General features: G+C 37.9%; 14 protein-coding genes. All 14 read right to left on the reverse strand.

Annotated elements, in window-relative coordinates; genetic code table 11:
* Positions 1-45: 45 nt before the first annotated feature.
* A complete protein-coding gene (locus ACVWM0_RS06985; protein ID WP_476471924.1) occupies positions 46-2,388 on the reverse strand; it encodes an HAD-IC family P-type ATPase in 2,343 nt (780 codons plus the stop codon).
* Between the two features lie 14 nt (positions 2,389-2,402).
* Positions 2,403-2,912 carry a GNAT family N-acetyltransferase gene (locus ACVWM0_RS06990; RefSeq protein ID WP_476471925.1) on the reverse strand — a complete coding sequence of 170 codons (510 nt, stop codon included), beginning with the start codon at positions 2,910-2,912 and terminating at the stop codon, positions 2,403-2,405.
* A 127-nt stretch (positions 2,913-3,039) separates the two neighbouring features.
* Positions 3,040-3,480 (reverse strand): hypothetical protein, encoded by a 441-nt coding sequence (locus tag ACVWM0_RS06995; protein WP_476471926.1) that lies wholly within the window; start codon positions 3,478-3,480, stop codon positions 3,040-3,042.
* 237 nt (positions 3,481-3,717) lie between these two features.
* Complete coding sequence (locus ACVWM0_RS07000) at positions 3,718-6,390, reverse strand: cation-translocating P-type ATPase (protein WP_476471927.1); 2,673 nt, start codon at positions 6,388-6,390, stop codon at positions 3,718-3,720.
* A gap of 210 nt (positions 6,391-6,600) precedes the next feature.
* Positions 6,601-7,344, reverse strand: a complete 744-nt coding sequence (locus ACVWM0_RS07005; protein ID WP_476471928.1) for a tRNA lysidine(34) synthetase — start codon at positions 7,342-7,344, stop codon at positions 6,601-6,603.
* 16 nt (positions 7,345-7,360) lie between these two features.
* On the reverse strand, positions 7,361-9,214 hold the full coding sequence (locus ACVWM0_RS07010; protein ID WP_476471929.1) for an LTA synthase family protein: 1,854 nt from the start codon (positions 9,212-9,214) through the stop codon (positions 7,361-7,363).
* The gene (gene nadE, locus ACVWM0_RS07015; RefSeq protein ID WP_476471930.1) at positions 9,199-10,035 is read right to left on the reverse strand and encodes an ammonia-dependent NAD(+) synthetase; all 837 of its coding nucleotides are present in this window, start codon (positions 10,033-10,035) and stop codon (positions 9,199-9,201) included. The genes ACVWM0_RS07010 and nadE overlap by 16 nt, the downstream gene beginning before the upstream one ends.
* A gap of 111 nt (positions 10,036-10,146) precedes the next feature.
* Positions 10,147-10,410, reverse strand: coding sequence for a type B 50S ribosomal protein L31 (locus ACVWM0_RS07020; RefSeq protein WP_476471931.1), 264 nt, complete (start codon positions 10,408-10,410; stop codon positions 10,147-10,149).
* Between the two features lie 91 nt (positions 10,411-10,501).
* Complete coding sequence (gene rho, locus ACVWM0_RS07025; RefSeq protein WP_476471932.1) at positions 10,502-11,773, reverse strand: transcription termination factor Rho; 1,272 nt, start codon at positions 11,771-11,773, stop codon at positions 10,502-10,504.
* 17 nt (positions 11,774-11,790) lie between these two features.
* Entirely contained in the window at positions 11,791-13,056 is a 1,266-nt protein-coding gene (locus ACVWM0_RS07030; RefSeq protein ID WP_476471933.1) for a UDP-N-acetylglucosamine 1-carboxyvinyltransferase, read from the reverse strand.
* Positions 13,057-13,244: 188 nt separating this feature from the next.
* Positions 13,245-14,111 carry a class II fructose-bisphosphate aldolase gene (locus ACVWM0_RS07035; protein ID WP_476471934.1) on the reverse strand — a complete coding sequence of 289 codons (867 nt, stop codon included), beginning with the start codon at positions 14,109-14,111 and terminating at the stop codon, positions 13,245-13,247.
* A gap of 156 nt (positions 14,112-14,267) precedes the next feature.
* Complete coding sequence (locus tag ACVWM0_RS07040; protein ID WP_476471935.1) at positions 14,268-15,743, reverse strand: aldehyde dehydrogenase family protein; 1,476 nt, start codon at positions 15,741-15,743, stop codon at positions 14,268-14,270.
* A 113-nt stretch (positions 15,744-15,856) separates the two neighbouring features.
* Positions 15,857-16,195, reverse strand: coding sequence for a DUF1622 domain-containing protein (locus ACVWM0_RS07045; protein WP_476471936.1), 339 nt, complete (start codon positions 16,193-16,195; stop codon positions 15,857-15,859).
* A 57-nt stretch (positions 16,196-16,252) separates the two neighbouring features.
* Positions 16,253-16,849 carry a DNA-directed RNA polymerase subunit delta gene (rpoE, locus tag ACVWM0_RS07050; protein WP_476471937.1) on the reverse strand — a complete coding sequence of 199 codons (597 nt, stop codon included), beginning with the start codon at positions 16,847-16,849 and terminating at the stop codon, positions 16,253-16,255.
* Positions 16,850-16,872: the final 23 nt, after the last annotated feature.

Consider the following 16,872-nt stretch of genomic DNA (forward strand, 5'->3'; position numbering starts at 1 on the left):
TTAAAAAGACCTGACTCACATTCAAGTGAGTCAGGTCTTTCTTTTTCATTTGAGCTCTTTTGTTACAATGATTCGGTGAAACACGTAACGCAACCCATGAAACAACGGATAGGAAGCTAACGTTAAAGGCACTGCTAGTAACAATAATTTGATATCAAATAAATTAACCAGAGAGAATAAGGAGTCAAAGAAGATAAATAAAATTAAAAAGAGGCTAAATAGAATACCTATCATGCCATTTATCTTCCAAGTGACTGGTCTAGCAATATAATAGAGAGCCACAAAACAAACCACGCCTGTCAACCAGACGATCACTGTTGATTTTTCACCATAACTCCAGCCAAAATAATTGCCAAAAACTTCTGTTATCACTGTAAATAACACCACGCTAAGCCCCGCAGAAAGGGCTGGTTCGAACACATTTTTCAAAAACTTCCCTTTGATTGGCGCCGTGTTAGGTCTTAACGCTAAAAAGAAGGAGGGAATTCCTACTGTTAATGCGCTAATTGGGCTTAACTGAATCGGCTGGAAGGGATAAGGCGAAGACAAGAAGATAAACAACACAGCTAAAATTAAAGAATAGACTGTTTTAGTTAAATACAAAGAGGCCACACGTTGTATGTTGTTGATTACCTTTCTACCTTCTAACACCACATCCACCATTGAGTCAAAATTGGAATCCAATAAGACAAAATCTGCGATGCCTCGAGCGGCGTCACTGCCATTGGCCATCACAATACTACAATCTGCTTGTTTCAAAGCGAGAATATCATTCACGCCATCTCCGGTCATCCCCACGACGTGCCCCTGCTCTTGTAATGTGGCAATGAGTGTCTTTTTTTGTTCTGGGGATACTCTACCAAACACACGGTACTCTTTGACTAACTCAGGGATTTCTTCATCAGATACCGTGCTCATATCAATTTTTCGATTCGCTTTAGATACCCCTGCACGTTCCGCAATTTGAGCCACTGTTTCCGGATGATCTCCAGAAATAATACAAATATCTACCTCTTGCTCTTTGAAATAAGCCAGAGTTTGTGGTGCTTCTTCCCTAATATTATCTTCTAAATAAATGAACCCAATTAAAGATAAATCGTCCGGTAACGAGGTGGTTAATTCCGCTGTGTGTGACTCAGCTACGGCAATGATTCGAACCCCACGAGACATATGCTCCGACATTTTCCTCTGTTGAGCATAAGTAAAATGACTGAATAAGTATTCAGGTGCTCCCATAAAATAAGAAGAATGCCCTTCAAACGAGACAGCACTCCACTTTCTAGCTGAAGAAAAGGGAATTTGTTGCTCCTTGACTTTCGGTGTCTCTCCTTCTTTGAAATGATCCATCAATGCTTGTCCTGTCGCGTTGTCTTCGTTCAACTGATGCACAATATCACTAATTAAAGCCGAAAAAGAGCTAACAGACACATCATGTGCTACAACTTCTACTTCTGTCACACCTAATTGCCCACTGGTTAACGTCCCTGTCTTATCTAAACACAACATGTCCACACGAGCCAAGGTTTCAATCGACCCCATGGTTTGCACTAAGACATTCTTTTGGCTTAATTTAATCACACCAACAGCTAATGCGACAGAAGTGAGTAAAATAAGGCCTTCTGGTATCATGCCTATCATGGCAGCCGTACTTCCCAAGATTACTTCATCCAGATGGACTCCCGTACCAATGCCTGTCATCATTAATAAAGCCCCGACTGGAATGATTAAGAAAGTTAACAACCGAATTAAGCGCGTCATCATTTGAATCAATTCGCTATAAATCCCTGTACTTTGTTTGGCTTCTAATGCCATTTGGTACGTGTAACTTTCTTTTCCTACCTTCGTGGCCTGCATCACTGCGCTCCCACTAATAACAAAGCTACCTGAATAAAGTGCGTCACCTTTCTTTTTGGTCACAGGATCTGATTCACCTGTTAGTTGTGACTCGTCGATTTCTAGCCCCTCTGTATCAATCACCAAACCATCTACAATGATTTGTTGCCCTCGTTTGATTTCAAGTAAATCATCTTTCACTACTTCGTCTTGATTTATTTCTACACGTTCATAGTGTCTTATCGCCGTCACTTTTCCTTGATTCAGCAAACTCAGAGAATCGATGTTACGCTTGGCTCTCATCTCTTGATAAATACCAATGCATGTGTTCATCACAATCACACCTAGGAACAACAAGTTCTTATAACTCCCTGTATAGATAATAAACCCAGCTAATACAAGGTTAATAAAGTTAAATAAGGTCACGCTATTTTCCAAAAAAATCTGCTTCATATTACGCGTTGTTGAGGGTAAGGAATAGTTATTTTCCCCTCTCGCACGTCTTATGGCTACCTCTTGGTCACTAAGTCCTGGATATTCGCTCTTTTTTTGCATATTAACACCTCTTTTTACTTATCTTGCCACTCATATAAATTAAATGTCACCATCTCTTTAGCGCTCTCTTCATAGATGTCTTTCGTTCCAACTAATGTAAAGCCTAATGATTGGTACAACTGATTTAGTACCTGTTTGGTTGCCATACAGTCTAAACGAACGCTTTTTGGTTCGAGTTCTCCTACGATACCTTCAAACAATAATTTTGGGATACCTTTTCCCGTATCCTTATCATGTAAGGCTAGTTTGTGTAAGTAATACGTCCCTGTGTGAGCCGTATCCTCCCAAAGGGTTTTGTCCCAATCGGTTAAGTCTTCGTACAAATAAAGCATGCCTTGTATCCTGTCACTATCTTCAATTAACCACACATTGTTCTCCTCTAGCCTGTTAAGGAGTGTTTCATCTTCCCCACCAGTTAATATATGAGACCACTGAGTGGAACCTTTGGCTTTAATCCTATTAGCTGACGCTGTTAATATGCTATGTAAGGCTTGATAATCATGCGTCTTCCCTGTTCTAATCATCACTAATAACCCCTCATTTTTTAATCATACTCATAGAATAACATGCTTTTTACCTTCTGAACACGTCCTTAAGTCTGAAATAACACACTTTAAGAAAAAATAAAAAAAGTAGAAAATTTTCTACTTTTTATCTCTTCATAATAAGTTCTGTGATGCGTTGGATACTAAACGAGATAGCATCTGTTGCTGCATCTTGCTCTTTTTCTGATTCATTGAACATATCAACGTCCACAGTGCCTTCTTCAGCTTTAATCGACTCTACCATTTTTTGACAAGATGCTACATAGTCAATAAAGGCTTTGTCTAATTTTTTATGAATACCTAATACCTTTACAGGTGGTTTTAATGCTGTTATGTTTCCTGAAATCACTTTGTAAGTTCCTGTCCCTGTTGAGAATAAGTTTTTGATAGTTGTTAATTCTTCAACGGTTAATCGATCGACTTCATTATTATCAATCGCTGTTCTTACGATTTCAAAAGATGGGTGCATGGTTTCTCCAACTTGTTCAGAGTCTGTCACCACATTATTTATTTTTCTAATATAAACGCCTAAATTTGGTTTTTTCAACTGTCTCCCTCTTTCATAAAAAGTATCATCTTTTACATTTTACCTTGTTTTAACTAAAATGAAAAGCCTGAATCATACTTTCCTTCATATATGGGCTTTTATGTTTGTGATTTATTAATAAATAAAGACGTTAATAACAAGCCTGATAAGACTTTTCTAATAGATTGTCTGTTCACATCGTTTTTTAATTCATTTAATCCACATAAAAAAGAAGCCCTTATCAGGCTTCTTTTCTTTTTATTTATAAAGCGTTTTTCGTTGAACGGCTTTGACAATTTCAACAATTGGCACAATAGCAAATGAAGCACCTGCTACGATTAACCATTGATGTAAGTCTAGATGAGCCACTCTAAAGATATCATTAAATCCTGGAACAATAATCGTTACTGCGAGTAATGAGAAGGATAATAGAATCGCATAGTTGAAAATTCTGTTTTTAAATACGCCTACTTTAAAGATTGATTCATGAACTGATTTCACGTTAAACGCATGGAATAACTGAATTAAACCAAGTGAAGCGTAAGCCATTGTTAAGGCATCTGCATGAATCGCGTCATAACCACTGTGAACAGGGTATGTAATTGCATATAAGTAAACACCTAAGGTTAAGGCTGCTTCAAGTATCCCTTGATAGATAATACTACTCATCACACCACCAGAGAAAAAATCTGAATCTCTTCCACGAGGTTTTAATTTCATTACGTTTTTCTCAGCTGGTTCTAGTCCCAAAGCAATAGCTGGGAAGGTGTCTGTTACAACGTTAATCCATAATAAGTGGACTGGAAGTAACGTATCCCAACCAAGTAATGTGGCAATAAATAAAGTTAATACTTCCCCTAAGTTAGCAGCAAGTAAGTATTGAATTGTTTTTTGAATGTTAGAGAAGACTTTACGCCCTTCTTCAACGGCAACAATAATTGTTGAGAAGTTATCATCTGCAAGAACCATATCACTGGCACCTTTTGATACTTCTGTTCCCGTAATTCCCATACCAATACCGATATCTGCGGTTTTAAGAGCAGGAGCATCGTTGACACCGTCTCCTGTCATGGCAACCACTTTACCATCTTTTTGCCATGCTTTAACAATTCTTACTTTATGTTCTGGCGATACTCGGGCATACACTGAATATTTTTCAATATTAGCCGCTAAGTCTTCATCTGACATTTCATTTAAGTCGCCACCTGTGATGACCGCGTCGCGTTCCCCTTTTGTGATAATGCCTAAACGAATCGCAATCGCTTCAGCTGTGTCTCTGTGGTCACCTGTAATCATAATTGGGCGAATACCAGCATCTTTGGCTACTTTCACGGCTTCTGCTGCTTCTTTACGTTCTGGATCAATCATACCAACTAAACCTGAGAAAATTAAGTCTGTTTCTACTGTCTCTGTGTTTAGAGTACTTGGAATACTATCCACTACTTTATAAGCCATTGCTAACACACGTAAGGCTTGAGTCGCTAACGATTTATTTGTTTCTAAAATTAAGGCCGTTTGTTCTTCTGTCATTGGTGTGACAGTGTCGTTAACATCCACTGATACACAACGTTTTAATAATTCGTCTGGCGCCCCTTTAACTGTGACTAAATATTGGCCATTGTCCATTTTATGGAACGTTGACATTAATTTACGCTCTGAATCAAAAGGGACTTCTGCTAAACGAGGAGAGCTAGATAAGAAAGCTTTCACATCTAGTCCTTTATCCAATCCAAATTGAATTAATGCTGTCTCTGTTGGGTCTCCGATTAAGGTACCATCATCTGACATTTTTGTGTCGTTACACAGCGTCATAATTTGAAGTGTTTTATTCTCAAAATCAAAAGCATCAACGGGTTCTTTGACCTCATTATTTGTAAACACTGCCTCAACCGTCATTTGGTTCATTGTCAATGTACCTGTTTTGTCTGAACAGATAATATCAGTGCTTCCTAATGTCTCAACGGCGGGTAATTTTCTAACTAGGGCATTTCGTTTCGCCATTTTTTGTGTCCCAAGGGCTAAAATAATGGTAACGATGGCTGGTAATCCTTCTGGAATTGCTGCTACAGCTAGAGATACTGACGTCAATAACATCTCAATCCACGTGTGATCCCCTTTCATCATTCCAACACCAAACATGATGACACAAATAGCAAGGATCGCTACGGTTAATACTTTACCTAATTTATTTAAATTCTCTTTTAATGGTGTATTGGTTTCGTCTGCTTGGGCTAACATGTTGGCGATTTTACCTACCTCAGTGTTCATCCCTGTACCAATGACTACCCCAACACCACGACCATAAGTAACGTTACTGTTCATGTATGCCATATTGACACGGTCACCAATACCGATGTCTTCTTTGTCTAATACCACGTCTTCTTTTTCAACTGGAACAGATTCACCTGTTAACGCTGCTTCTTCAATTTTTAAAGAGGCCAACTCAACCAATCGTAAATCCGCAGGAACCACATCTCCCGCTTCTAACAACACCACATCTCCTGGTACAAGTTCTGTACTCTTGACCGTTTTGGTTGTGTTATCCCGATTAACATTCGCATTAGGTGTGGACATATCTTTTAATGCCTCAATGGCTTCTTCTGCTTTGGCTTCTTGAATCACACCAAAGATAGCCATAATGAAGACCACGACAACGATCATAATTGCCTCAACTCTGTCTCCCATAATAAAAGATAGACCCGCAGCAAAGAGTAAAATGATGATCATGAAATCTTTAAATTGATCACCTAGTTTACTCAACCAACTTTTCTTCTTACCTTCGTCCAACTGATTGTGACCATATTCTTGCAAACGTTTTGACGCTTCAGCACTGGTTAATCCTTCAGTACTTGTTTCAAATTTAGCAAGAATTTCTTCCTTTGACTCAACATAAAACGGATCGTTCAGTTGCTGTCTTCTGTGTTCTGACATGTTACATCTCCTCCTATTTGTTTGAACGTAAGTCAATAAAAAAAGACTTACGTATGCAAAATAACATACATAAGTCTCACTATTTAAGACAATACCAGGAAATTTTTTCCATGATGGTGACATTGCCGCAACACTGCTGGTTGCCAGTTACTCCCTTATGATCAATTCATTGAAATTATATCATGTTATTAAAACATTCTCAATTATTAACTATTCTTTTTCCAAAGACCACGCATCATTTTTTGTTGGGTGTTCCATTCCTTGAATGAATCGTTGACGAACCAAAGGATACTCTTTGGACAAGGTGGTCACCAATTGTTTCATCTCTTCTCTCTTTGTCTTTTTATCAACAGGACAAGGATTAAAAATAATAGGGACATCATGCTCTGTCACATAACGAATAATATCTTTTTCTTCTATATAAAGTAAGGGCCTAATAATCGATACATCTGTTTGACTAAGATACGTCATTGGATCAAAGCTTTCCATTTTACCATGAAATAAAAAATTCAAGAAGTACGTTTCAATCGCATCATCTAAGTGATGCCCCAAAGCAACTTTCTGACAACCCAACTCATTCGCTCGTTTGTACAAATAACCTCGGCGCATTTTAGCGCATAAAGAACAGGGACTCTTTTCTTCTCTAATATCAAATACCACCTTGGCAATATCTGTAGGCACGACTTCTAACTCGTATCCTCTAGATGCTACTAGTTCTTTCATTGGGGTGATATCCATATCAAATCCCATCTCTAAACAAATGGGAACAATCTCAAAAGAAAATCCTAGACGCTCTTGTTTAGCGATTGTATCTAACCATAGAAATAAAGCGGTACTATCTTTACCTCCGCTCATTCCTATCGCGACTTTATCCCCCTTTTCAATCATGTGATGGTTCAAAATGGCTCGTCTAATAGGGTTATAATATTTTCGGTTGTCCTGTTTCACTGTCATAAAATCACTCTCGTCTTTACTGGAATAAGGCTAAACTGTAATGCTCTCCTTCGGTTACATCATACTGAATCATCTGGTACCTGTCATAAATTTCTTGTTCGGACGGTGTCAAACTAACTTGATTTTGCCATTGTTTATGGTAATAGTAGTACTCTTTTTCAAAAGCTGGTAAAAAATCATACATTTCTGACAAGAGGATATCAAAACCATTTTTTTCAATACCTGGCGTATCACTGACAAGCATTGGAAAATAAAAAGGACTAAGGGTTTTTGATTGCGTTGGCATGGTTGTCCTTGTGTCATACAAAAAATACTCCGTCAAGTGACTATTAACTTTACTATTAGCTTCTAACGTCTTTTCAGAATAAACACTTGGTAAATGATCGCCCCAAAATACAACTACTGTCTCTCTATCTGTTACCTGGTTTAATTGGTCAATGAACTCAGACAAAGCTTCTGAAGTGTAGGCAATGTCTTGAGCATAGTTGGCTAAATGATCGTCATTGCCTTCTCCCTTAACCTGATATTTTTTAGTATCATATTTATTCCCATAAGGCATATGCGTTTGCATCGTGACAAGATGAATAAATTGTGGGTTCTCTTGATCTGTTAGTTGGTCCAAGACTTCATTAAAAGCTGATTCATCGGATATATAGCCGTTAGGTGTTAATTTATCTCGGTGTGTCATGGTCTTCTCGTCTAAAAATTGGTCAAAACCAAAGGCTTGATACACATCTTTTCGCTTATACATAGAGGTATTATAAGGATGAATCGCTGTTGTGTCATAACCTTGGTGCTTCAAATTGGAGACAAGAGATGGAAAATGTTTTTCTTTGGATACTAACATGGTATAAGGTGTCGTCATTTGTTGGCTAAACAACCCCATAGATAGACCCGTCAGTGCTTCAAACTCAATGTTTGCTGTACCGCCTCCGTAGTTTTGAGAAAGCATTTGGCCACTCATAACAGAAGCATTCGCAATATCACGGTAGATTGTTAGTGGATCTGGGGTCAACTCAAAGCCTGTCATTCGTAAAGGATCTGAAAAACTCTCTGACATAATGTAAACCACATTAGGCGCTTCTTTGGCCTGATCTGCCTTATTCAATACCTCCGCCTTGTTTTGATACTCAGTCACAATGGCTTCCATCTTATCTTTAGAATAGCCTGCTGGTTTTTCCATGGCATCAACTCGCAAATTGTACATGAAGCCACCCATAAAACCTGTGTTATAGTAATTCATTTTTTGGCTGTAAGGAATCCACTTCGCAGTCTTATCGTATTCTTTGCGTAAAACATTCCCTGGCTGATTAAATTGGCTTGTATAACATAAAAATAAACTTGTAAGGAGTAACACCCCCAACCTTATGTACTGCCATCTCTTAGGTAGCTTAAGGGACTGTTTTATTGTCCAAATAAGAGCCCCTATTAACAGGCACGCTAGTAGTAAGACCAGGATGAATAAGGGCCCACCTATAATGTCCTTCATCATTGTCCACTCAAAGGCCATTTTCAAATCATCTGGATAAATGGGTTCCATTCGGAGTGCCATCTTTTGGTAATTAGCCATACCAATCCCAGAAAGGAGCAAGAAATAGATACCATTTCCCACATAAACAGAACCAATCAGTGAGACAATCCATAGGTTTAAGCACAACAAGACCAAACTTCCTAATAGAAATTTTTGTGTATGCCACGAAAATATAAACAAGGTAGCTAGTCTAAAAGAGCCGTTATTTTGCGACAATTGGAGTAAGTAATGACTCACAAATACCGTGAGGAGCGTGACCATTATTTTTGTTATGGGAGAGGCTAATCCTCTTTTTAGTTTGTTCTTAACTGTCTTCACTCGTCTTAAGACTCTCTCCAAAACGTATCATACTGAGTAATTGGTAAATGGCGTTTATGCTCCCCTTTTTTAAACCACGTTTCAATCACTTCTGTTGCTTCATTTGATACTGTTTTACCTTCTAAATAATCATCTATGGCCTCGTATGTGACACCTAAAGCAACCTCATCAGCGATCATTGGTTTATTCTCCTCTAAATCCGCTGTGGGTATTTTTAAATAGAGAGCAGGATCTGCTTCTAAGTACTCTAATAGTGCACGACCTTGTCGTTTATTCAAACCATATAAAGGTAGAATATCCGCAGCCCCGTCCCCAAATTTAGTGAAGAACCCTGTCAGATTTTCTGCGGCGTGATCTGTTCCAATCACCGCACCGTGATGTTCACCGGCTAAAGCGAACTGAACAATCATGCGTTGACGGGCCTTGATGTTTCCTTTATTGAAGTCACTAATGCTCAGCTGGCTGCTTTCTTGAAACTCTTGGACTAAGCTATCTACGGCTGATTTAATATTAATCACATATTCTTTATCCGGTTGAATAAAGGCAATGGCTTTTTTTGCATCCTCTTCATCGTTTTGTTGACCATAAGGCAAACGGACCGCTACAAACTCATAAGACATGTTTCCTGTCTCTTCTCTCATCTCTGTTATTGCCATTTGAGCTATTTTCCCTGCTAAAGTTGAATCTTGTCCACCACTAATCCCTAAGACAAAAGACGTTAGAAATGGGTGTTTTGCTAAATATTCTTTTAAAAAACCAACACGAGAGGCTATTTCATTTTCTACGTCAATCGTCGGTTTGACTTGTAGTTCTTGTATAATTCGTTCTTGTAACTCTGTCACTGTCATCCCTCCTAATATAGACCATATTATAACATATCTGACACAAGACGCTTCTTAAAAAAGCATAAAAAAAAGACTTCTCTAATATAGAGAAGTCTAAGCAGATAAAGCTTACTCTGCAGCGTTTTCGTCTTTGAGACCGTATTTTTTGTTGAAACGATCCACACGTCCGTCTGCTTGTGTAAATTTTTGACGTCCAGTATAGAATGGATGTGAGTCAGATGTAACCTCAACACGGATTACTGGGTAAGTGTTACCATCTTCCCATTCTGCTGTTTCTTCTGAGTGTTTTGTAGATCCAGATAAAAATTTGAACCCTGTAGTTGAGTCCATAAAGATTACTGGATGGTATTCTGGATGAATTCCTTGTTTCATAATCATTTCTCTCCTTTGCCCTGATTCATTTGCTGAAACAGAGTTAATTTATAACGATATCATTCTAACATGTTTCATTCTCTTTAGCAATTCATTTTTTTGAAAATGTGGCATCTTTAAAAGCTTTATAAAAAGCCGTATTATCTTTTGTATTTTTTAAGATACGTAACAATTGATTGGTTACTTCAATTGAGTCACCCTTCATGCTACGGCGTAATTTCCATACGTCTTCTAATTTTTCCGGTGATAGAAGGAGTTCTTCTTTTCTCGTTCCAGAACGCTTAACATCAACGGCTGGGAAGACACGTCTTTCTGACAGTTCTCGAGATAAATGAAGTTCCATATTACCAGTTCCTTTAAATTCCTCGTAAATAATGTCATCCATACGACTTCCTGTGTCCACAAGGGCCGTCGCAAGTATTGTTAAACTACCGCCCTCTTCAATGTTTCGTGCTGCACCAAAGAAGCGTTTTGGTTTATAAAAAGCTGCTGGATCGACCCCGCCACTTAAAGTACGACCACTTGGTGGGACAACTAAATTATAAGCACGGGCTAACTTAGTAATACTGTCCATTAAGATAACCACGTCTCGTTTATCTTCTACTAAACGTAAAGCTCTCTCTAATACGAGCTCTGCCACTTTCGTGTGGTTTTCTGGTCGCTGATCAAAGGTAGATGACACCACATCCCCATTCACGGAACGTTCAATATCTGTAACCTCTTCCGGACGTTCATCAATTAATAGAATAATTAATTCTACCTCGGGATAATTTTCACTAATCCCATTGGCAATTTCTTTTAGCACACTGGTTTTACCCGCTTTGGGTGGTGCGACAATTAACCCACGTTGACCAAACCCAACTGGTGAAAAAATATCAAGCATACGAGTTGCTAATCGACCTTTATTTGTTTCAAGTTGGATTTGTCTCTCTGGATAAAGAGCTGTTAATGCTGGGAAATGGGGACGTTCTTTGGCTTCTTCTGGGTTTTTACCATTGACGGTCTCAACGTGCATCAACCCATAATAGCGTTCTGATTCTTTCGGTGGTCTAGCTTTCCCACCTACTTTGTCCCCATTTCTCAAGCTAAAGCGTCTAATTTGAGAAGAGGAAATATAAATATCTTCTTGACTCGGTGAATAATTAATAGGACGTAAGAAGCCATACCCATCTTGAGAGGCCATCTCCAATACTCCTTCAACAATGAAAAAACCTTGTTTTTCAGCTTGGGCACGTATGACAGCGAGCGATAATTCTTTTTTGTTCATTTGGCTGTAGTAAGGAATCTTAAACTCTTTGGCGTAAGCATAAATATCTTTTAGTGTTTTATGCTCCAGTTCTCCCATTGTTAAATAATCTTTCATTTTGTCTTCCTTGTCTGCTAGTTAGTTACTTCCATAAAAATGTCAGCACCTAATGCGGTTAATTTATCAATGATGTTGTCGTATCCACGTAGAATGTTTTCAACATTAGAAATTTTTGTTGTTCCTTGGGCCATGATACCTGCTGTTACTAAACAAGCACCAGCTCTTAAGTCACTTGCAGCAACTTCAGCTCCTTGTAACACTAAGTCTGGATGACCATTAATAATAATCATATCCCCTTCAACGGACGCATCAGCACCCATTCTAGCAAGTTCTGGAATGTGGTTCACGCGTTTTTCATAAATGGTATCAGTCACAATGCTTTTACCTGTTGTTAATAATAATAAGGGTGTTAAAGGTTGTTGTAAGTCAGTCGCAAATCCAGGGTAAGGAACGGTTGTGACTTGAATTGGTTTTAAGTCTGTTGATGGATGAACCATGATAGAATCTTCACCAATCGCCATATTAACGCCCATCTCATCTAGTTTACTAATAAAGCTCTCTAAATGCTCATGAATGACATTTTTAACTAAGACACCTTCACCATAAGCAGCTGCTAATGATAAATACGTTCCAGCTTCAATTCGGTCAGGGATAATCGAATGACGGCAACCGTGAAGTTCTTTGACTCCATCAATTCTGATCTCATTTGTTCCCGCACCACGAATGTTAGCTCCCATATTATTTAAAAGGGTAGCTACATCAATAATTTCTGGTTCACGGGCAGCATTCTCAATCACAGTACGTCCTTCCGCTTTAACTGCGGCTAACATAACGTTAATCGTTGCTCCAATAGATACCATATCCATAAAAATACGGGTACCAGTCAAACCTTCTGACGCATTTAGATGCGTTGCACCATTTTCAGTCGTAACCGTGGCACCTAGTGCTTCAAATCCTTTAATATGTAAATCAATCGGGCGAGGGCCTAAGTAACAGCCACCAGGCAATCCTACAACGCCTTCACCAAACTTACCTAATAAAGCCCCCATAAAGTAATAAGACGCTCTTAAACTATTGATTTTGCCACTTGGCATTGGTGTTGATACCATGTTACTTGGATCAATCACCATTCTATTATTTTCAAACGTTACTTGAACGCCCATTAGCTCTAGAATTTCCATTAAAGAATGAACATCTTGGATATCTGGAACGCCTTCTAATACAACGGGTGAATCCGCTAGAATTGCTGCTGGTATTAATGCCACTGCACTATTTTTTGCACCACTAATCGTCACTTCACCTTTTAACTTTTTTCCACCATTTATAATTAATTTTTTCATTATGTTTTAAATTCCTCACTTTATACTTTAAAAAGCCGCTTGAACAAGCCGCTTTATCTTCTTTACCATTCAGTCAACACTTGCTATTTTAACACAAGTTACCTAGTAAAAAAAGTTTAAGTCGTCTTAAAAAGAAAAAAGTAACAAACCGAAGTTTGTTACTTTTATATTTCGTGTTTAGAAATTAATTATGCTTTACCGTTTGAACCAAACCATTGAATACGTTCTTTCACTAATTCAGTTACTGCAGTAGTACCTGGCTCTAATAATTTACGAGGGTCAAAACCTTTACCTTGTTGGTCTTTTCCTTCTTCAATGTATTTACGTGTTGCTGCTGCAAAGACTTCTTGACATTCAGTGTTCACGTTAATTTTAGATACGCCATGAGAAATAGCTTTTTGTACTTGGTCTAAAGGAATACCAGAACCACCATGTAATACTAATGGTTTGCCGTCTGTTACATTAGCAATTGCTTCTAATGTTTCAAAGCTTAATCCTGCCCAGTTTTCTGGATAAGAACCGTGGATGTTACCAATACCAGCAGCTAAGAAATCAATACCAGTATCTGACATTGCTTTACATTCAGCTGGATCAGCTAATTCACCAGAACCAATGATTCCGTCTTCTTCTCCACCGATGCTTCCAACTTCACACTCAACTGAAACGCCTTTAGCGTGAGCTTTAGCCACAACATCTTTTGCTTTTTCTAAGTTTTCTTCGAATGGTAAATGAGAACCATCAAACATTACTGACGTGTAACCAATTTCGATACATTTTAAAGCATCTTCGTATTCACCATGATCTAAATGTAATGCTACAGGAACAGTGATACCCATAGAATCGATTAAGTCTTTTACTAAATCGTAACATACTTGGTAACCACCCATATATTTAGCGGCACCCATAGATGTTTGAATCATAACTGGAGAGTTAGACTCTTGAGCTCCTTTAAGAATTGCTTTTGTCCACTCTAAGTTGTTAGTGTTGAAAGCTCCTACTGCGTATTGTTCTGCTCTTGCTTTTTTTAACATTTCTGTTGCTGATACTAATGCCATAATTAATTTCCTCCCAAATTTGGATTACAATTTTTGTTAAGTATAACCTAACTGACAAGGTTATTTTAACAGAATTTCAGTTGTTTTGCTAGTCAAATCACAAGATTTACTTGTTTTTCTGAAAACAATTAAGTTTTTCATACTTTTATTCTAGTATTAATACAGACCAAAACCTGTTTCACTTGTATCAATATAGATGTTTTTAGCTTGTGTGTACGCTTCTAAGATACTCTTATGGGTTTCACGACCAATACCTGATTTCTTCACGCCACCAAATGGTGAACCTGCTGGGATTTGGTTGTATGTGTTCACCCAAATACGACCGGTTTGAACTTCACGGCCTACTTTAAGCGCAGTGTTAAGATTGGTTGTCCAAACACCGCCACCTAAACCGTACTCAGAATCATTCGCCATCTCAATCACTTCATCCACTGTTTTAAACTTAATCACAACAGCAACAGGTCCAAAGATTTCTTCTTGTGCCACAGTCATATCGTTTGTTACATCTGTTAATAAAGTTGGTGCAACATAGCAACCATTAGCTAATTGTCCATCCAAACGCTTACCACCCGTTAAAATCGTTGCGCCTTCGTTTTTACCTTGCTCCACTGCTGCTAAAATCTTCGTAACTTGTCCTTCGTTCACTTGGGCACCCATTTGTGTTTCAGGATCCATAGCAGAACCAACCACAACAGCTTCAAATTTTTCTTTTAAAGCGGTAACAAATTTATCGTAAATGCCTTCTTGAACAAAAATTCTAGAACCGGCACAACATACTTGACCTTGATTAAATAAAATACCTAATTGTGCCCCTTCAACCGCTTTATCAAATGGCATATCATCAAAGAATATATTCGCTGATTTACCACCTAGCTCTAAAGTAGCTGGAATTAATTTTTCTGCCGCAGCACGCGCTACTCTATAACCTACTTCTGTTGATCCTGTAAAAGCTAACTTGTTAAAGCCTGGATGATTTAACATGTATTCACCTGAACGAGACCCTTTACCCGTGATGACGTTTAAAACGCCTTTAGGTAATAATGGTCCAATGAGTTTGGCCAATTCCAACAAGCTTAATGAAGTAGAAGATGATGGGTGAATAACTACAGTGTTACCTGCAGCTAAAGCAGGAGCTAGCTTCCATGCTCCCATAAGAAGTGGGAAGTTCCAAGGAATGATTTGTCCAACTACCCCAACAGGTTCTTTGATAACAATACTCAATGTATCTTTATCAAACGCTTGGGCTGATCCTTCTTCACTACGAATCACTCCTGCAAAATATCGGAAATGGTCCGCACTCAAAGGAACATCGATTGCCATCGTTTCACGGATTGGCTTACCATTATCCATTGATTCTACTTGTGCTAAATGCTCTAAATTCTCATCAATCACATCTGCAATTTTTAATAACAAGTTACTTCTGTCTAAAAGAGACCAGTTTTTCCATTCAGGTAATGCTGCTTGTGCGGATTCTACCGCATACGCTACATCTGCTTCTGTTGCGTCTACTATTTGTGATACTTTGTTGCCATCTAATGGTGAGTGAACATCTAATAACACTTGTTCTTCTTGTTTGTACCATTCACCGTTAATATATAAATCGTATTTTTTGTCTACATTAGGAAATACCATTAAATCAAACCTCCTAGATACTTTTTTATTTTTGGTATACATACATTGTATCGATATAAAAATAAAAATCAAGTGTTATGAACTAAAAAAAATAAACCTTTATTTCACAAGGTCTATTTCTTATCTAATTCAACACTTTCAATTTCTTTGCCTAAGAAGTAAGATATGGCTGTTCTAATCACAACAATCCCCGCTAGAATAAGGATATCTTCAATACTTGGGTTCATGATTGTTTCGATAATATCGGAGGCAATCAACACTTCTAAACTCAATAAAATATACGAACCTAAATACACTTTTATTTGGTTATTAGAACGTGTAATCGTTTCTTGATCTGTACCACGTGTCTCGTTTTTAATAAAATCGACGGTCGTCTTAACAACGCCAACTAATAGAATTAAAATAGAAAAACCATTTAACAACAAAATAAGCATACTAACAATTTCTTCCATTCTTTCCCCTCCTATTTACTAAAAAAAAGAACGTCTGATATCAGACGCCCCACATTCTTACTCTTCTTCTTCCTCTTCATCATCAAGATCAGAGTCATCATATAAATCATCTTCATCTACAATGGTTAAACCTTCGTTTTCAGAGACTTCTTCTTCATCGTTATCGGCACCGATTTCTGATAAATCTGAAGTGTATTGTTTAATTTCTTTTGATTCATCTTCTTCATCTTCATAAAGATCATCTTCATCTTCATTCAAATCTGAATCTTCTGGATCGTCATCGTTATAGTCAATACCATCGTCATCTAAACCAATGAAGGCATTTACTTTTTTACGCTTTTTACGACGAGGTGTTTCTTCTTCGTCTTCATCAATTCCTGAGATTTCTTCATCGATTGAATCAATTGGATACCATGCGCGTAATCCCCAACGATTGTCCCCTAATGAAATGAAACTTCCATCCAAGTTTAAATCTGTATAAAATTGAGGTAGAACGTCTCTAATTTCACTGTCTGCTTTTCCTAAATAGCTTTGAATTTGATTCACTAAATCTGAAAAGTCTATAATTTCTCCACGTTGTTCTAATATTCCATGAGCCACTTCAATCATTGATAACTCATCTTTGTTAACATCATTAAATGCTTTTATTTCCAACTGGCACACGTCCTTTCACAGTC

Source organism: Vagococcus sp. 211 (genome assembly GCF_056322705.1).